We start from the raw sequence: 18,575 nt of genomic DNA, 5'->3' as shown, positions 1-18,575 counted from the left end.
CGCCCAGACTGGGCACCAGGCTGTTGGCACCATTCATGTTCATGAGCACGTGACTGATCGACGCGATCACACCACTCAGCATATAGAAGATCGCATAGCGCCCGTGTCCCATGCGATCTTCGACATTGTCGCCGAAGATCCATAGAAACCACATGTTGCCGGCGATGTGCGCGATGCCGCCATGCATGAACATCGACCACAAGAGGGTCAGGTAAACCGAGATCGGCGTCGGCTGCAGGCCAGGTACTTGAAACTGCTGGCCGGTATTTTGATCGACGACGATGCGCTCGTCGGTGACGACGTCCTTGCCCGTCTTGATTTCGGCTGGCACCGTGGCGTACTTGTAGGTGAACTGTTCGTTCGTGCCCATTCCCTGGAACACAACGAACACGAAGACGTTGATGGCGATGATCGCGTAATTGACAACTGGCACCGAGCGCAAATCGGAGTTGTCGTCGCTGATCGGAAAAACCATCGCAGTGCCCTCAAAGTCGACTCGGGCCACGTCCGCATTCTACCTGCCGATTGCCCCTCGGCGAATCGAGGCATTTTCAACCGACACTGTTTGCAGCGCTCCTTGCGCGCGGCTATGTTGATGCCACCCATCGAACAATTCTATGTCGATTCGACCGCGGCATGATGCCGCCAGCGTGTGTTTCACGTTCATCAAGGGTCGCTTACCGCCCTGCTCAGGAGGTTCACCGATGAATCGCCATCCGTTACGTGCCGCCGGTTTCGCACTGTTGGCGTGTGCGCTTTCGATCGCTTGTGCGCCTCCCGTTCACGCGCAGGGGCGTCCGAAGCAGCCGAACATCATCTTCATCATGGGGGACGACGTCGGGTGGTTTAACATCGGCGCCTACCATCGCGGCATGATGGCCGGTCGCACGCCGCATCTGGATCGCTTGGCCGCGCAGGGCATGATCTTTACCGACTACTATGCTGAAGCGAGTTGCACGGCCGGGCGCGCCAATTTCATCACGGGCCAGCTCCCCATCCGCACCGGTCTGACGACCGTGGGCCAGGCCGGCGCCGAACTGGGCATGCCCGCCCAGGCCCCCACGATCGCCACGGCGCTCAAGTCGATGGGCTACGCAACGGGGCAATTCGGCAAGAATCATCTCGGCGACAAGAACGAATTCCTGCCGACGGTACACGGCTTCGACGAGTTTTTCGGCTATCTATACCACCTCGACGCCATGGAGGACCCCGCGCACCCGAACTATCCTCCGGAACTCAAAGACAAGGTTGGCCCGCGCAACATGCTGCACTGCTGGGCCACCGACCGCGACGACGCGACCGTTGATCCGCGCTGGGGTAAGGTCGGCAAGCAGAAGATCGAAGACGCCGGAACCCTCTACCCGAAGCGCATGGAAACGGTCGACGACGAGATTCTGGCGGCGGCCGTCAAGTTCATCGACCAGGCGAAGAAGGATAACAAGCCGTTCTTTGTCTGGCTCAATCCCACGCGCATGCACGTCGTCACGCACCTGTCGGAAAAGTACCAGAAGATGCGCACGCCGCAAAACGGTTGGACAATCCAAGAGGCCGGCATGGCGCAGCTCGACGATATCGTTGGCGCTGTCATGAAGAAGCTGGCCGACGATGGGCTCGAAGGCGATACGATCCTGGCCTTCAGCACCGACAACGGTGCCGAGAACTTCACCTGGCCCGACGGGGGTCAGACCCCGTTTGCCGGCGGCAAGGGCATGGCCCTGGAAGGTGGCTTCCGCGTTCCGATGATCATCCGCTGGCCGGGCAAGGTGCCCGAGGGGAAGGTTGAAAACGGCATCGTCTCCGGACTCGATTGGTTCCCCACGTTCTGTGCCGCGGCCGGCAATCCCAACATCACAAGCGAACTCGCCAAGGGCAAGAAACTGGGCGACACCAATTACAAAGTACACCTCGACGGCCAGAATCAGATGGATCTGATCACCGGCAAGGGCCCCTCGAAGCGGCACGAGATTTTTTACTTCACTGAAGGGACGCTCAGCGCAGTTCGCATCGACGACTTCAAGTACCGCTTCACCGATCAGCCCAACGGCTGGCTCGGCGCCACCGATAAAGTCGATTGGCCCATCCTCGTCAACCTGCGCCTCGACCCGTTCGAGCGCACTGGCATGTTCGACGGCAAGACGAACGGATCACTGGGCTACTACAACTGGTTCGTGTACGAGTTCTGGCGCTTTGTCTTCGTGCAGCAGGAAGTGGCGAAGTACGCGCAAACCTTCGTCGAATTCCCGCCGATCCAAAAGGGGGCCAGCTTCAACATGGAAGACGTGAAGGCCCAGATCCAACGCGCGATTATGTCGCGTCATACGAAGTGAGTGGACGTGCAGAGCCGTTGATTGCGTCCGGCGAATAACGGCGCCCCGCAATCCATCACTTGCCGATCAGCTTCTTCATCTCGGCCCACGGGCGCGTGTTGGCCACGTCGGCCTTGGTCAGCCCTGCGCGCCGCGCCTGATTGACGCCGTAGCGCAGCACGTCCAGGCCGACGGTGCTGTGGGCGTCGCTCGAAATCACGATCGGAATCTTGTGGCTCTTGGCGCCCGCGCAGGCCGCGTCGTCGAGATCCAGCCTTGCCGGATTCGCATTCAATTCCAGCAACTTGCCGAAGTCACTGGCCACCTTGAAGACCGTTTCCAGATCGACCTCGTACGACTTGCGCCGATTGATGATGCGCCCCGTCGGGTGGGCGATCGCCGAGACGTTGGGATTCTTCAAGGCGTCGACAATGCGTTTCGTAATCTGCTCGCGCGGTTGATTCTGCCCGTAGTGAACGCTGGCCACGATCCAATCGGCGCCCTCGAGCACCTCGTCTTCCAGATCGAGCCCGCCTTTTTCCAGGATGTCGACCTCGACTCCTTTGAGGATTTTGAAATCGCGCAACCCCTCGTTCAGCTTATCGATCTTGGCCCACTGCCGCTTCAGGCGCGGCCCGTCCAGACCGTTGGCCATCGACACGCGCTTGGAATGATCCGTAATGGCGATGTATGCCAGGCCGCGCTCGCGCGCCGCCGCGATCATCTCTTCCAGGGTCGCCTTGCCGTCGGTGGCGTCGGTGTGCATGTGCAGATCGCCGCGCAGGTCCTCAAGCTCGACCAGCTCCGGCAGCTTCTTTTCGTCGGCCCATTCGAATTCCCGGCGTCCCTCGCGTAGCTCCGGGGCAAACACTGGCAATCCGAGCGCGGCGTACACGTCCTTTTCAGTCCGGCCGGCGATTGATTCTTCGCCGCGATAGACACCGTATTCGTTGATCTTCAATCCCTTGGTCTTTGCCCGGCCGCGGAGGATTACGTTGTGCGATTTCGAGCCGGTGAAGTATTGCAGCGCCGCGCCGAACGACTCGGCCGGCACCACCCGCAAATCGACCTGCAATCCGCCCGACAACCGCACCGACATCTTCGTATCCCCCCGGGCGATGACCCCGGTGACGCTTTCGAACTTGCCAAAATGGTCCATCACGACGTCGGGCTTGCTCGAAGCGACGAGCAGGTCCAAGTCGCCGATCGTTTCGCGCCGGCGGCGATAGCTGCCCGCGGCTTCGGCCTGCTCGACCGCCTTGCACTTGCGCAACTGTTCCAGCATCGCCTGTACGTATTCGTCGGCCGTCGCCCAATAGATGCGATCCTCGCTCGTCGCGGCCAGCGACAGGCCGTCGAGAATCTTCTGCTCGGTCTTTTCGCCGAACCCTTTCAGGTCGCGCACGCGATGGGCTTCGCACGCCTCGCGCAATTGCTCGAGCGTGCCGATCTGTAACTCCTTGTACAGCACGGCGGCCTTCTTCGGCCCGAGGCCCGGCACGCGCAGCAGAATCAACACCGACGGCGGCGTCTTGGCCGTCAGCTCGGCCAACAGCGGCAGCTCGCCCGTCGTGACCAGCGTCACGATCTTGTCGGCCAGATCCTTGCCCACGCCGGGCAGGTCGGTCAGCTTGCGTTCGGGATCCTGAGCGATCTTCGCGACCGATTCGGTCAAGTCGCGCAGCGTCGTGGCCGCGTTGCGATAAGCCCGCAGTCGGAACGGATTTTCTCCCTGGAATTCCAGCAGGTCGGCCACCTGGTCGAAAACGTCGGCAATTTCGCCGTTTTTCATCGTCATGCGCGTCGCCATTTCTAACTATCACGTGCCGACTGAAAGCCGCAAGCCCGAACCAGATCATATCATAATGGTCCTGGTAGATATCGCGGGAGGCACTAATGCGCCGGGCCTTTCGTGATTGAAAAAGCGGATTCGTGCAGCCGAGACGGCCGCACCACAATTAGTGTCGGATCGACATCGTGTTGTGGTGCAGGCGTCTCGCCTGCATCTTTTTGAAGCAGGACAACAGGAATGGCCCTGGGCAAAATGTTTTGGCTGTCGGTCTGGGCCGGCGCCTTTATCTTTATTCCCATCTGCGAAATCTGCGTAATCTGTGGATGGATTCTTGAAACCAAGTAGGGGTAAGCGATGAGCACACCGCAGCAAGAGTTCGTGATTCGCCCGATCGGCCACGTGCGTTCGTCGCGCGACGCGGCGGTGGACGATTTTTGGGGCGGTACTGTGGCCCACATCGACCTTGATCCCGCGCAATTCGATACCTCGGCGCTGGCCGGGCTGGCCGAGTTCTCGCACGTGCAGATTTTGTACGTCTTCGATCGGGTTGATCCCGCGAAGCTCGTGATGGCGGCCGAACACCCGCGCGAGAACCCGGCCTGGCCGAAGGTCGGCATCTTTGCCCAGCGCAAAAAGAGCCGCCCCAACCGGCTCGGCCTCTCAACGTGCCGGCTCGTATCGGTCGAAGAACTGACTCTGACCGTGGCCGAGCTCGACGCCATCAACGGCACCCCGGTCGTCGACATCAAGCCGTACGTCCTGGAATTCGAACCCCGCCGCGAAGACGTCCGCCAGCCCAAATGGATGAGCGAGCTGATGGCGGATTATTTCAAGAAGGCAGATTAGCCGCCCTCACCTGGGTGGCCCTGATAACTCGTTGTCAGGGCGCCGAAGGCGCTCAGCGTTCTGCGGTACGGCGCGTCGCACACCTGCGGGAGTCAGAAAACGCAGAGCGCCTGACGGCGCACCGACAGACGAGCTTTCCGTGCCACCCGCGACAGCGGCGCTGATATACTACGCCAAAGCAAACAAGTGAGGACATGTACGTAGGATAAAAATGGCGATTAAGGTATTTCTTAGCTGGTCTGGCGACTGCAGCCATAAGGTCGCGTTGGCGTTCCGTGATTGGCTTCCGTCGGTCATTCAATCAATTCAGCCTTATGTATCGTCGGAAGATATCGACAAGGGGACGAGGTGGAGTACCGATATCGCGAGAGAGCTTGAGGCCTCGGCATATGGAATAATTTGTGTGACGAAGGACAACCTAAATGCACCGTGGCTGTGCTTCGAGGCTGGAGCTCTTTCGAAGAGCATCGACAGGTCGAACGTCACGCCGTTCCTGTTCAACATCAAACGATCAGACGTCCATGGCCCGCTATTGCAGTTCCAGTCGGCTCTCAATGAGAAAGAGGAAGTGTTCAAGATCGTCAAGAGCATCAATAACAGAATTGACGAGCACGAACGAATTGCCGACTTGCAACTGCGGAAAAGCTTTGATGTTTGGTGGGACCACCTTGCGGAAGACCTAATGGAGCTTGAGCGAATACAAGCAGCCAACGTCGAGGAAGTGACCGACATCGACCCACTCGAGAGGGTTCCTGATATTCTGGAGGAACTCTTGGATCTTACGCGGAGCCAGCAACGTCTATTGTCCGACCCGGACGCGTTGTTTCCGAACTCATTTCTCAATAAATTGCTTGTTCTGGTATCTCGACAAATCGACGGCTTTCCGGGCGAGCCGGTCGGCTTCGTCTCCCGTACATTCCGTTCGGTGGATTCAATTGTTCACCTGTTGGCCGATGCTGGGTACCAGGGGCCCGCATTGGACGAAGCTGTGGCTCTAGCCGAATCGCTCAACAAGACGTTGGTAGAGCAACGGAAGAAGCGAGGCGGAATTCTAGTAAAAGATGGAAAGGTCATGGTGCGGGACGGCAAAGTACTTTTCCGGTCACCGGAGCCTTAACTTAGGCGCTGAAAGATTACTCCAAAGACTTCCCCCGTCAGCGTATGATCGACCGCTTCATGCGTCACTTCGCATCGTGAAAAATCACGCCCAGCGTGTACCGCTCGCCGCTGCGGAGGCGGCTCACGCCGTGGCGCATGTTGGCGCGGTAGATGCCGCGGGTGCCGGCGGCGGGTCGGGCTTGCACCGGGAAGATCACACCCTCCCCTTGCCGTAGCGGCACCACTTCCACGCGCGATTGCTTGCGCGGCCGCTGCTCGGTCAGCACGAATTCGCCCCCCGTGAAATCCTGGGCCGGGTCCGAGAGCAGGATCGCCACTTGCAGTGGGAACACATGCTCGCCATACACGTCTTGGTGCAGACAATTGAAGTCGCCGGTTTCATAGCGCAGCACCAGCGGCGTCGGCCGCTCTTGACCGGCGGCGTGGCAGCGTTTCAAGAACTCGGCGTGCGTCATGGGAAAGCGCTGCTCGCGTCGCAACTGTTCGTTCCAGCGATTGGCAACTCCCGCCAGAGGCCTATAGAACGTCTCGCGGAACGTCGCCACGACCTCGGGCAAAGGATAGTTGAAGTACTTGTATTCTCCTCGTCCATAGCCGTGCCGCGCCATAACAACCGTCTTGCGAAATAGCGAATCGTCCGCGAAAGCCTTGCGCAACGAGGCGCATTGCCGTCGCGATAGGATCGGCCCCGTGGTGGCATAGCCATGCTCATCAAGATCGCGTTCAACGATCTCCCAATCGACCATGCGCACTCGCCATTCAGCTATGGACATCGATGGAGGTCTTTTGAACATGCCTTCGCTCGCAATCAGATATGCAACTCCACCACATCCTTGTCCGATAGCACGTGATCTCCTTTCACGGGCGTGCCATCGTGGACGCCGGCGCCCCACACGCGGGCCGACTTCAATTGCTCGGCAAAATCCTTGTGGACGAGCGCTGCCACGTCAGCCACGGTGCCACCGCGCCGCAAGGTAAACGGACGCTCGTAGTCGGGCTCTTTGGCCTTGGGATGCTTGGTGTAGATGCGCATCACGTCGAGCGCCCGGTAAGCGGCCGTGCGCAATTCTTCCAAACCAGTGCCGGCCGCGGCCGAAACGACGAACTCCGGATAATCCCAATTCTTCGACTCGTGCATCAATTCCAGCCGAATCGGGGCGTCCTCAAGGTCGATCTTATTGGGCACAAGAAACGTCTGCGTGTAGGACAGGCCGATGTCGTCTTCGTCCAAGTGCGAAGTCCGCGCGAGGCGCGTCTTGGTCGCGGCCAGCTTGTCGAGCAGGGCCTGGCACTCGTCGATCCCCTCGTCGCTGCCCAGATCCACCAATAGCAGCACCAGGTCCGCGCCGCGGATCAGCCCTTGCATATACGGCTCGAAAATGTCGGGCGTGATCGGCGGCGTGTCGACCATTTGCACCTGCACGTCTTCCCAGGCCATCATCCCCGGCAGCGGCGTCCGCGTGGTGAAGGGATACGGTGCGATCTCGGGCGTAGCCCGGGTCAGGGCCGCCAGCAACTGGCTCTTGCCCGCGTTGGGCCCACCCAAAAGCAGCACGGTGCCGGCCCCTTGCCGGGGAATCTTCACGCCGTGCCCCTTGGCTGGCGCCTTCTTGGCGGCCTCGACCTCTTTCTTGGCCCGACTGATCTTCTGCTTGAGGTCCGACTGCAGCTTCTCCGAAGCCTTGTGCTTGGGCATCTCGCGCAGCATCACTTCCAGCCACTTCAACTCCTCCTCGGTCGTCGTGGCGCGACGATAGGCTTCTTCGGCCTTGTGATATTGCGGGGTGAGATTCGTTGCCATGCGGTGCGTGCCAGGCAGGTTGCGTTGCCTTCATCCAGCATAATATTTTCGCTTCGCGACGGCAGCGGTCGTCCGCTGTCCGGCAACCATCGTGCGAGCCCGCTAACATTTATGCCGCGCAAAGGCGGCAGGCGAGACGCCTGCACCACAACAAGCTGACGTGACACGAGTTGTGGTGCGGCCGTCCCGGCTGCACGGTCCGTCCTACGGCCAACCATTGCGGGACCGGCCATTCTTCGGATAGCCAGTTGACGCCGCGCCGCCGCGCCGCTACCGTTCCCACAAGCCGTGGGAGGGGATTCTCGGCGCTCGCTCATCTGCGGGAGATTCATCGGCCGTGACGCGTGCGGTGCTCCGCTCCAAGATCGATCGCCAGGCGCCTGTCTATCAGGCCAACCGCGCCGCGCTCGAGAAGCAACTCGCCGAACTCGACAAGCTGCTCGAAGCAACCCGCGCCGGCGGCGGGCCCAAGTACACCGAGCGTCATCACAAGCGTGGCAAGCTGCTGGCCCGCGAGCGGATCGAGTTGTTGATCGATCGCGACTCGCCGTTTCTCGAACTGTCGAGCGTGGCCGCGGCCGGCACCGAATATCACGTCGGCGGGTCGGGCGTCGGCGGCATCGGCGTCGTGTCCGGCGTCGAATGCCTGATCACCGGAAACGATCCCACCGTGCGCGGCGGTGCGGTGAACCCCTATTCGCTCGCCAAGACATTGCGGGCACTCACGATCGCGCGGCAGAACCGCTTGCCGGTGATTTTTCTGGTCGAGTCGGGCGGAGCCGATCTGCCGCGCCAGGCCGAGATATTTGTCCCCGGCGGCGCCGTGTTCCGCGATCTGACGCAACTCTCGTCTTTGGGCATTCCGACCGTGGCGCTGGTGTTCGGCAATTCGACGGCCGGCGGCGCCTACAACCCGGCCATGTGCGATTACTCGGTCTTCGTGCGCGGCCGGGCCAAGGTGTTTCTCGGCGGGCCGCCGCTCGTGAAGATGGCCACCGGTGAAGAGTCGACCGACGAAGAGTTGGGCGGCGCCGAAATGCACGCCCGCGTCTCGGGGCTGGCAGATTACCTGGCCAACGACGAATACGACGCACTGCGGCTGGGTCGGCAAATCATGGCGAACTTGAATTGGCACAAGCTGGGGCCGCCTCCCAGCAGCGCCGTCGCCGAACCGCTGTACGACGCTGAGGACTTGCTGGGCCTCGCGCCCTCGGACCTCAAAATTCCCGCCGATATCTATGAAGTGTTGGCCCGCCTGGTCGACGGCTCGCAATTCGACGAATACAAACCACTGTATGGTACGAGCCTGGTCACGGGTTGGGCGTCGATCCACGGCTTTCCGGTCGGCATTCTGGCCAACGCCCGCGGCGTGCTCTTTTCTGAAGAGGCCCAGAAGGCCACGCAGTTCATCCAGCTGGCCAATCGCAACGACGTGCCACTCGTGTTCATTCAGAACGTGACCGGCTACATGGTCGGCAAGGAATACGAGCAACGCGGCATCATCAAGCACGGCGCGATGATGATTAACGCCGTCTCGAATAGCACCGTGCCCCACGTCACGCTGCAGATTGGTGCGTCGTATGGCGCCGGCAATTACGGCATGTGCGGTCGGGCCTACAACCCGCGGTTCGTGTTCATCTGGCCCAACAGCAAGACGGCCGTGATGGGACCACAGCAACTGGCCGGCGTGATGTCGATCGTTGGCCGCGCGGCCGCCGCCGAGGCCGGCCGTCCGTTCGACGAAGAGGCCGACAAGATGCAACGCGCCTTCGTCGAAAACCAGATCGAAAGCGAGTCGCTGGCCGCTTACACCAGCGCCCGCATCTACGACGACGGTATCATCGATCCGCGCGACACGCGCACGGTGCTGGGCATGTCGCTGTCGGCGTGCCACTCGAACGAAGTCCGGGGAACGCGGCAGTGGGGCGTCTTTCGCATGTAACGATGAAGAAGATCCTGATTGCAAATCGTGGCGAAATCGCCCGCCGTGTCATGCGAACGTGTCGCGACATGGGAATCGCGACCGTGGCCGTTTGTTCCGAGCCCGATCGCGAGGCTCCGTTCGTGCGCGAAGCGGATGAAGTCGTGCCTCTCGCCGGCTCGTCGAGCGCCGAGACCTATTTGAATGTCGAGGCGCTGCTGCATGCGGCCAAGCTGACCGGCGCCGATGGCGTACACCCCGGCTATGGCTTTCTGTCGGAAAATGCCGACTTCGCGCGGCGCGTCGGCCAGGCGGGTCTGACCTTTATCGGTCCCACGCCCGAGGCAATCGCGGCGATGGGCTCGAAGATCGAGGCCAAGCGGCGGATGCAAAACTCGGGCGTATCGGTGCTGCCAAGCGTCGCGATCGGCAAACAATCGGCCGCCGACCTGGCGCGCGAGGCGGCGGCGCTCGGCCCGGCGATCCTGGTGAAGGCATCGGCCGGCGGTGGCGGACGCGGCATGCGGATCGTGCGCACAGCGGCCGAACTGCCGGCGGCGGTCGAAGCCGCACAGCGCGAAGCCCGCTCGGCCTTCGGCGATGAAACTGTCTTCCTTGAGCCATACGTGGACGCGCCGCGGCATATCGAGGTCCAGATCTTCGGCGACACGCACGGCAATATCGTGCATCTGCTTGAGCGCGAATGCTCGATCCAAAGGCGGCACCAGAAAATCATCGAGGAAGCTCCTTCGCCCGCCCTCGATGAAGAATTGCGCGCCGCAATTTGCAGCGCCGCGGTCCGGGCTGGCGAGGCGATTGGCTACACGAATGCCGGAACGGTCGAGTTTTTGCTCGGACCGGATCGCAAGTTCTACTTCCTGGAAGTCAACACGCGTTTGCAGGTCGAACATCCGGTCACCGAAGAAATCCTCGGCCTGGACCTGGTGCGATTGCAGATTCTGGTCGCCGAGGGGCACGCCCTGCCGCAGGAAGTGTGGCACGCGAAACCGCGCGGCCATGCCATCGAGGTGCGCCTGTACGCCGAGGATCCCGCGCAGGGCTACGCCCCTTCGACCGGCAAGTTGCACCGATTCGACGTGCCGCCGGGACCGGGTGTGCGAATCGAATCGGGCGTCGTGGATGGCTCGACCATCACGTCCTATTACGATCCGATGCTGGCGAAGTTGATCGTCCGCGCACCGACGCGTGCCGAGGCGGCACGTGCGCTCAGCGCGACTTTGGCCCGGGCGCAGATTCACGGACCGCGCACGAACCGCGAGTTGCTGGTGCACATACTGCGGCATCCGCAATTCCTGGCGGGCGAAACGGACACCCATTTCCTCGAACGGCATCCGGCGACCGAGCTATCGGCACCGTTGTGTGACGCAGCGGGAGAGAAGCTACATGCGGCCGCGGCGGCCCTGGCGGCGGCAGCCGAGCGTCAGGCAAGCGCTACCGTGCTATCGACGATACCAAGCGGCTGGCGGAACAACCCTTCGCAGCCCGAGATTGTGAAGTTTCGCGGCGTTCATGGCGAAATCGAGGTCGCGTATCGCTGGGCGCGCGGTGTGCTCAGCCTTGCGACCGACGGCGCGGCACAGCCGAATCCGCGGGTCGGCCGCTGCACGGCGGAACTTGTCGAATTAGAAACGGCGAGTATTCTGCGCTCGTATCACATTCACCACGTCGGCGACACGTTCTACGTCGACAGCCCACTCGGCTCCTCGGCGCTCGTCGAACTGCCACGCTTCCCGACGATCGAGGAAGAGGTGCAGCCCGGCTCGCTCGTGGCACCGCTGCCCGGCGTCGTCGATGCGGTGAAGGTAAACGTCGGCGATCAGGTAGCCGCCGGCGACGTGCTGGTGGTGATCGAGTCGATGAAGATGCTCTATCCCGTCACGGCGCCGGCCGCCGGCCGCGTGACCGAGCTACGCGTGCAAAAGGCAATGCACGTCGAGGCGCGAACCGTGCTGGCCGTGATCGAAGAACAAATGTGAAGCGGCCACATTTCCTCGCGACGTTCATCAAAGGGTGGCACGGACAACGTCGTTGTCCGTGCCACCCTGAAGTGCCAATCCGGGGGTTCCCCGCCGCAATATGCTGAGATATAGAAGAGGGCAACATCGCTCGCTTCTCTCACACAACAGGTAATTGTCATGCCCGAGAAATCGGAACCGCTGCGAATTGCTAATTGCTCGGGCTTTTACGGCGATCGGCTGGCCGCCGCGCGCGAGATGCTCGAAGGAGGGCCGATCGATTATCTCACCGGCGATTATCTGGCCGAGCTGACGATGCTGATCCTCTTTAAGTCGCAGCAAAAGGAAGCGACGAAGGGATACGCCACCACGTTTCTGCGGCAGATGGAAGACGTGCTCGGCCTGGCCATGGAGCGCGGCGTAAGGATTGTTACCGACGCCGGCGGATTGAATCCGGCGGGGCTGGCCGGCGAGTTGAAAGCGCTGGCCGACAAGTTGGGTATCAAAACCTCGATCGCCCACATCGAGGGAGATAACCTGCTGCCGAAACTGCCGGCGCTGCGCCAAGCTGGCGAGGAGCTGCGTCACCTGGATACCGGCCGCCCGCTGTCGGAACTCAAGGCCCCGCCGCTCACGGCCAACGCCTACCTGGGCGCGTGGGGCATCGTCGAGGCTCTCGCGCATGGGGCGAATATCGTCATCTGCCCGCGCGTTACCGATGCCTCGGTGGTCGTCGGACCGGCGGCGTTTCATTTTGGCTGGTCGCGCACCGATTGGGATCGTCTGGCCGGAGCGGTCGTCGCGGGTCACGTGCTGGAATGCGGCGCGCAAGCAACGGGCGGCAATTATGCGTTCTTTCGCGAAGTGCCGGGGCTCGAGCACCCCGGCTTTCCGCTGGCCCAGATGTTCGCCGACGGATCGAGCATCATCACCAAGCACCCCGGCACGGGCGGCCTGGTCTCGGTCGGCACCGTCACGGCACAGTTGCTGTACGAGATCGACGGGCATCGTTACCTCAATCCCGATGTCGTTACGCGCTTCGACACGATTCACCTCGCGCAAGAAGGACCGGACCGCGTAAGAATCTCGGGCGTGCGTGGCGAGCCTGCCCCCGATCGCGTGAAGGTGTGCATCAACTATCTAGGCGGGTTCCGCAACTCGATGACTTTTGTGCTGACGGGCCTCGATATCGAAGGCAAGGCCGACCTGGCACGCCGCACGCTCATCAAGGAATTGGGGGGCGCCGACAAATTCGATTCCCTCGATTTCGACCTTGTGCGAAGCGACAAGCCCGACGCCTCGACGAACCCCGAAGCGAGTGCCAATCTGCGCGTGACGGCCAAGGGGCAAGACCCGAAGCGGGTCGGCCGCGCCTTTTCCAACGCCGTGGTCGAAATGGTGCTGGCCAATTACCCGGGCTTCTATTGCACGACGCCGCCGCAAGAAGCGACGCCGTACGGCGTCTACTGGCCGGCGCTCGTGCCCGCCGATGTGCCGGACTACAAGGTCGTGCTCCCCGACGGCAAAACGATCGCGATCCCTCCAGCCCCCACCTCGGGCGGAGAGGTGAATCCGCCGGACACGGCCGAAATGTACGTCCCGCGCGACGCGGTCGGCGGCACGACCAAGCGCGTTCCGTTGGGAACGATCTTCGGCGCGCGCTCCGGCGACAAGGGGGGCAACGCCAACGTCGGCGTCTGGGCGCGTAGCGACCGGGCGTACGACTGGTTGAATTCGTTCCTGACGGTCGACGAGTTCAAGGTGCTTGTGCCGGAATCGACCGAATTGGTCGTGCGGCGCTTCGAGTTCCCGTTGCTCAAGGCGCTGAACTTCGTCGTGGTCGGCCTGCTGGGCGAAGGGGTCTCGTCCTCGACGCGCCCCGATGCCCAGGCCAAGAGCTTGGGCGAATACCTGCGTTCGCGGCTGGTCGATCTGCCGGAAGTGCTTTTGGCCGACGCGCCAAAGTAAAAATCCTTGCTGGCATTGTGGCCCAGTGAGTCAATTGCGCTTTCGTAAACGCAACTGGCCGCCCGAGGTTTTCCCAGGCGGCCAGTGGCTGCGTTGGATTGATGATCCTTTCGCCCATGAGGCGAACGCAAATTCGACTACTTGGGAGCGTCGGCCGCGCCTTCCTTAGCACCTTCGACGGCGCCTACAGCAGCGCCCTCTAGTTTTTCGCCGACGGCTTTGCCTTTCTCGACGGCGGCCTCGCCAGCATGCTGCACGCCCTCGCCGACCTTTTCGGCGCCTTCCTTCAACTTTTCCCCGCCCTCGTGCATGGCGGCCGAGGCCTTTTCGGCTTCAGCCTTGCCGGCCTTCTTGGCTTCGGCGCAACCGACGAGCGTCACCGCGCTCAACACCATCACAGTTCCGATGAACTTCTTCATGGCTCCAGATCCTTTCTCAGCAATTAAATTCGGCGAACCCCCTACAGACGTACCGGGCGCCTGGCCCGGCGTCTCACCGCAACTTTAGATTCCGAATCCGCCGGGATTATTCCCTCGGCAAGGGAAACCCCCGTTTGCTCGACACATTCGCGCACCATAACCCGACCAATCCGCGATATCGGACGTGGCCGCGGTCAAAAACTCGCCGTGAGATCGAGTTCATATCAAGCATCGCTAATCGGTATTCCACGACGGCTTCCGTTTTTGCAAAAACGCGGCGATTCCCTCGGCCAGTTCCGCACTTTCCCAGCGGTCGGCCAATTGGTTCGCCGTATAGGAGATGTTTTCTTCGGTCGCGTGCGTGCTGACGAATTCGATGAGTCGTTTGCAATCGGCCACCGCGCCCGGAGCACAGCGCAGGAAGGCCGAGATTTCGCGCTCGATGGCCGCGTCGAGCACCGATGGCTCGACGACTTCGTCCAAAAGTCCCCACCGCACTGCCGCGGCGCCGTCCATGTCGGTGGCGTTGAGCATGACGCGCCGGGCGTGCGGCACGCCCAGCTTCGCCACCACGTAGGGCGAAATTGTGGCCGGCACCAGCCCCAAGCGCACTTCCGTCAGGCAGTAGCGCGCCGTGGTGACGCCGATCGCGATATCGCAGATCGAGATCAAGCCCAACCCACCGCCAAAAGCCGAACCGTTGATGCGGCCGATGATGGGTTTGGAAAAACGATCCAACTCGGCCAAAAGCTTTGCCAGCTCTGTCGCGTCGGCAATCCGCTCCGCACGGCTTCGCTTCACCTGGACCTGCATTTCCTTCAGGTCGCCCCCGGCACAGAAATGATCACCCGCGCCCGAGAGCACGACGAGGCGCACGGCATTCTCCGCCGCGAGGTGCTCGGCGGCGGCGCGCAAGTCGCGAATCATCTGCTGCGACATGGCATTGCGGGCCTCGGGACGGTTGAGCGTCAGCCGGGCCACACCGAGGGGATCGATGTCGAGTGTTATCGTTTGGAAGTCGGGCATCGGAAAAGTAGTCAGTAATCGGTAGTCAGTTGTCAGTAGTCGGTAGTCAGTAGAACGAAGAATCCGAAGCGATATCCCTATTTAGCCGCCGGGCTCGCCGAGCGGACTTTCAGTGCCCGTTACGTCGTCTTCGCGTTCATGTGTTCGTGCGCTTTGTCGCGCAGCACTCGCCGGAGGATCTTGCCGATATTACTCTTGGGCAAGGCCGGCAAGAAATGGACATGGCTCGGGGCCTTGAACCGCGCTACGTGCCGGCACACGTGCTCGACGACTTCCACGTCGCTGACCGAAGCGCCGGGCTTGGAAACGACAAAGGCCACGACGTTTTCACCGTACACTTCGTCAGGCACACCCACCACGGCTGCTTCGGCCACGGCCGGATGCTCGTGCAGCACCGCCTCGAGCTCGGCCGGATAAATGTTTTCTCCGCCGCGGATGATCATGTCCTTTTTCCGATCGACGACAAACAGGAATCCATCGGGATCGAGGTAGCCGATGTCGCCCGTGTGCAGCCAGCCGCCGCGCAGCGCCTGAGCCGTCTCGTCGGGCCGGTTGTGATACCCTTGCATGACGATCGGGCCGCGCATGCAAATCTCGCCACGCTCGCCAGTAGGCAGCGGCTGGTCATTGTCATCCAAAATCTTCAGCTCCGTATTGCAATAGGCGCGGCCGGCCGAGCCCGGCCGGTACGGCTCGGTACGGCGGTTGGCGGTCCCCAGGCCCGTCCCCTCGGTCAGCCCATACACCTCGCGGATCCGCGCCGGATAGCGGCGCATGAAGGCCTGCGCCAACTCCACCGGCAACGGAGCGCCGCCACAAACCACCTCGACCAACGACGTGAGGTCATAATCCTTCGACTTCGGATGGTGCAAAAGCACGGCCAGGATCGTCGGCACGGCAGCGGTCGCCGTGCAACGATGTTTTTGGATCAACGCCATGAACGGTTCCGGCTCGAACCATCTCAATTGAATCAAGCGCGTCTGGTCGGCCAGGTAGTCGGGCGTCATTAGCAAGTCGTGCATGATCGCCACGCCGAAGATATGCGCGATTGGCATGGCGCTGACCGTCGTGCGCGGCCACTTCCAACTGGACAATTCCTCGGCCTCGGCCACCGCTTCGGCGCTCGACAACAGATTGCCATGCGTCAACAGCACTCCTTTGGGCCGCCCAGTCGTTCCCGATGAGTACAGCATCACGGCGCCGTCGCCATGCCCGAGCTGCGGCAGCGACGTTCGTGGGGCAAAACTCAAAAGCGCGTCGAGATTCACCTCGGGCGGGTTCGCCTGCGGATTGTCGACGCCCCCTTGCACCAGTATCTGTCGCACATGGGGCAAGCCTGCCGCGGCTTCGCGTACCGTCGCCAGTCGATCGGCGTCAGTGATCACGAATTGTGCCTGCGTATCGACCAGCACGTAACGCAACTCGGCGGCGGCAGCTTGCGGCATGACGGGCACGGCCGTAGCGCCACAACGAAAGATCCCCTGGAACACGGGATAGACAAGCGCGTGATTCATCATCAGCACGACAGCCCGGGCGCCGGGCTCGAGTCCCAATTCGGCGAACGCGGCCTGCAGGCGTTGTCCGCGCTCGAGCAGCTGCACGTAATGGAAGTGCTGGTCGTCGATCTCGTAGCAGGTGCGCTCGCCCAAGCGCTCGGCCGCAGCTTCCGCCAATTCCGCCAGATTCCTGAGCGTCATGTTCCCCTCGTTCGAGCGAGCTTGTGCCATTCGTCACGCCGCGGGCGCCGCGGCACGGGCGCGCGATTGTCTTGGATAACCCCCGGGAAGCTCAAGATAACGACTTCGCCGACGAATGCCGCGCAAAAAACGGGAAATCGCCGCCCCGACATTCGGCCGAGAGCGCGTCGGCCGCCCCCGTCACTCCCGTCAGGCTTCGACGAACAACCGCCTTAAATGCGCGTTCAGGAATCGTCCCTGCGGATCCAGACGCCGGCGGACATCCTGGAATCGGTCCCACGCGGGATACAAGTCGGCCAGCTCCCGGCAGGTCAGGCTGTGCATTTTTGCCCAATGCGGGCGCCCCTCGTGCCGCCGGAAAATCACCTCGGCATCGGTAAAGAACTCGGCGCACGGCAGATCGGCGGCCTGATGGATCGAAATGGCCACGGTGGACCGCCCGTGCGCCGCGCTAATGAGAATCGGATCGGCCGCCTGGGTCCGGAATTCCACCGGCCATGTGACGTTCGAGTGCTTGCGGCCCATCAGATCGCGGATGGCCAAGAAGCATTCCACGCCACACCCGGCCGGCACCGAGTACTCCATCTCGTTGAAACGATTTTCGCGCACCGTCGGAAAAATCTGCCAGCTATTGCCTACGCGTTCCCGTTCCTCGCTCGCCAATCCGCCGGCCGCGTTCGAAATCGGTTCGAGCGGCTCGGTTGCCGGCAGATCGGTGGGGTTCAGCGTCTTGGTGAACGCACAATCGTCGGCCGGATACCAGAAGAACTCGAAATGGCGGTTCGCCTGCGATCGCTCGTCGAGCGTGGCCAGGCAATGATCGAGCGCCTCGCGACGCGTCACCTCGTGCAGCCGGTACAACGGGAGCAAGCGCATCCGCACCGACGTGATCACGCCCAGCGCGCCAAGCGAAACCTGCGCTGCGCGAAACACTTCGGCGTCGGCCTCGGGCGAGCAATCGAGCACTTCGCCCGTGGCCGTCACGATGCGCAGCCCGACGACCTGCGTTGAGATGCTCCCCAGCGTTGGCCCGGTGCCGTGGGTGCCGGTCGAAACAGCGCCGGCGATCGCCTGCACGTCGACATCTCCCTGATTTTGCAGGGCCAGACCGTGTGAGACCAGAAGTTCTCCCAGGGCGTGAATCTTCGTGCCAGCGTGAATCGCGGCGAGGCCGTTCGGCGTATCGGCCCACTCGACCCCTTCCAGCCGGTCGAGGGACAGCAGAATGTCGTCACTCGCGCACAGCGGCGTAAACGAATGCCCGGTCCCCGCCACGCGCACGACCTGCGACGATGCGCCGGCGCGCCGCACGATCGCTGCGACTTCCTCTTCGTTCACCGGGTAGAGAATCTCGCGTGGGCTGCACTTGACCGAGCCCGACCAATTCGACCATCGCGACATGGGTTACCTGCCTCTCCTGAATCGGGCGCGCGGAAGCGCGTAAGATGAGTGCGTGGCAGCAGGTAACTTACCGGGCGGCGTGCCCGGCTGCGAGCATGATCCTTGGCTGGTTGTTGATGATTGGCGTGATGCGTTGGCCGAATAGAAGTTCCCTCTCCCTTCGGGAGAGGGTCAATAGTGTTCGGTTCAAGATTTGCTACGGGGGTTTCGCTGTGGCGTGATGTTTGGCGATAGCTTGCTCAAGTTCGTCGAGTGTGGCCCAGCCGCTGAGGTAGTGGCAGAGCATTTCGTAGAGTCGTTTGT

General features: G+C 62.0%; 14 protein-coding genes. 6 read left to right on the top strand and 8 right to left on the bottom strand.

Going from position 1 to position 18,575, the window contains the following annotated elements; translation table 11 throughout:
* Nucleotides 1–475, bottom strand: a 475-nt coding sequence (locus VHD36_20090; protein HVU89641.1) for a rhomboid family intramembrane serine protease, incomplete at its 3' end; no start/stop codon positions are given.
* A gap of 229 nt (nucleotides 476–704) precedes the next feature.
* On the opposite strand from VHD36_20090, the gene VHD36_20085 reads away from it, so the two are divergent.
* The gene (locus VHD36_20085) at nucleotides 705–2,327 is read left to right on the top strand and encodes an arylsulfatase (GenBank protein ID HVU89640.1); all 1,623 of its coding nucleotides are present in this window, start codon (nucleotides 705–707) and stop codon (nucleotides 2,325–2,327) included.
* A 55-nt stretch (nucleotides 2,328–2,382) separates the two neighbouring features.
* On the opposite strand, the gene polX is transcribed toward VHD36_20085, so the two are convergent.
* Entirely contained in the window at nucleotides 2,383–4,098 is a 1,716-nt protein-coding gene (gene polX / locus VHD36_20080; GenBank protein ID HVU89639.1) for a DNA polymerase/3'-5' exonuclease PolX, read from the bottom strand.
* Between the two features lie 354 nt (nucleotides 4,099–4,452).
* On the opposite strand from polX, the gene VHD36_20075 reads away from it, so the two are divergent.
* A complete protein-coding gene (locus VHD36_20075) occupies nucleotides 4,453–4,944 on the top strand; it encodes an SAM-dependent methyltransferase (GenBank protein ID HVU89638.1) in 492 nt (163 codons plus the stop codon).
* A gap of 211 nt (nucleotides 4,945–5,155) precedes the next feature.
* Nucleotides 5,156–6,061 (top strand): hypothetical protein, encoded by a 906-nt coding sequence (locus VHD36_20070; GenBank protein ID HVU89637.1) that lies wholly within the window; start codon nucleotides 5,156–5,158, stop codon nucleotides 6,059–6,061.
* Nucleotides 6,062–6,125: 64 nt separating this feature from the next.
* Here the strand turns inward: VHD36_20070 and VHD36_20065 are convergent, their stop codons facing one another.
* Both VHD36_20065 and VHD36_20060 read right to left on the bottom strand, forming a co-directional pair.
* Entirely contained in the window at nucleotides 6,126–6,836 is a 711-nt protein-coding gene (locus VHD36_20065; GenBank protein HVU89636.1) for a 2OG-Fe(II) oxygenase, read from the bottom strand.
* A gap of 35 nt (nucleotides 6,837–6,871) precedes the next feature.
* Nucleotides 6,872–7,864, bottom strand: a complete 993-nt coding sequence (locus VHD36_20060) for a GTPase (protein HVU89635.1) — start codon at nucleotides 7,862–7,864, stop codon at nucleotides 6,872–6,874.
* A gap of 337 nt (nucleotides 7,865–8,201) precedes the next feature.
* On the opposite strand from VHD36_20060, the gene VHD36_20055 reads away from it, so the two are divergent.
* The 3 genes from VHD36_20055 to VHD36_20045 all read left to right on the top strand — a co-directional run bounded on the left by VHD36_20055 (nucleotide 8,202) and on the right by VHD36_20045 (nucleotide 13,729).
* Nucleotides 8,202–9,806: a carboxyl transferase domain-containing protein gene (locus tag VHD36_20055; protein HVU89634.1), complete on the top strand. Its 1,605-nt coding sequence runs from the start codon at nucleotides 8,202–8,204 to the stop codon at nucleotides 9,804–9,806.
* Nucleotides 9,807–9,808: 2 nt separating this feature from the next.
* A complete protein-coding gene (locus VHD36_20050) occupies nucleotides 9,809–11,782 on the top strand; it encodes a biotin carboxylase N-terminal domain-containing protein (protein HVU89633.1) in 1,974 nt (657 codons plus the stop codon).
* A gap of 159 nt (nucleotides 11,783–11,941) precedes the next feature.
* Entirely contained in the window at nucleotides 11,942–13,729 is a 1,788-nt protein-coding gene (locus tag VHD36_20045) for an acyclic terpene utilization AtuA family protein (GenBank protein ID HVU89632.1), read from the top strand.
* A 137-nt stretch (nucleotides 13,730–13,866) separates the two neighbouring features.
* Here the strand turns inward: VHD36_20045 and VHD36_20040 are convergent, their stop codons facing one another.
* From VHD36_20040 to VHD36_20025, 4 genes are all read right to left on the bottom strand, one after another.
* On the bottom strand, nucleotides 13,867–14,148 hold the full coding sequence (locus VHD36_20040; GenBank protein HVU89631.1) for a hypothetical protein: 282 nt from the start codon (nucleotides 14,146–14,148) through the stop codon (nucleotides 13,867–13,869).
* A 234-nt stretch (nucleotides 14,149–14,382) separates the two neighbouring features.
* Nucleotides 14,383–15,174 (bottom strand): crotonase/enoyl-CoA hydratase family protein, encoded by a 792-nt coding sequence (locus VHD36_20035; protein HVU89630.1) that lies wholly within the window; start codon nucleotides 15,172–15,174, stop codon nucleotides 14,383–14,385.
* Nucleotides 15,175–15,293: 119 nt separating this feature from the next.
* The gene (locus tag VHD36_20030) at nucleotides 15,294–16,871 is read right to left on the bottom strand and encodes an AMP-binding protein (protein HVU89629.1); all 1,578 of its coding nucleotides are present in this window, start codon (nucleotides 16,869–16,871) and stop codon (nucleotides 15,294–15,296) included.
* A gap of 189 nt (nucleotides 16,872–17,060) precedes the next feature.
* Nucleotides 17,061–18,272 (bottom strand): D-arabinono-1,4-lactone oxidase, encoded by a 1,212-nt coding sequence (locus VHD36_20025; protein ID HVU89628.1) that lies wholly within the window; start codon nucleotides 18,270–18,272, stop codon nucleotides 17,061–17,063.
* Nucleotides 18,273–18,575: the final 303 nt, after the last annotated feature.

This window comes from Pirellulales bacterium (genome assembly GCA_035546535.1).
Classification (GTDB): Bacteria; Planctomycetota; Planctomycetia; order Pirellulales; family JACPPG01; genus JACPPG01.
This window is presented reverse-complemented; position numbering and strand designations above follow the sequence as displayed.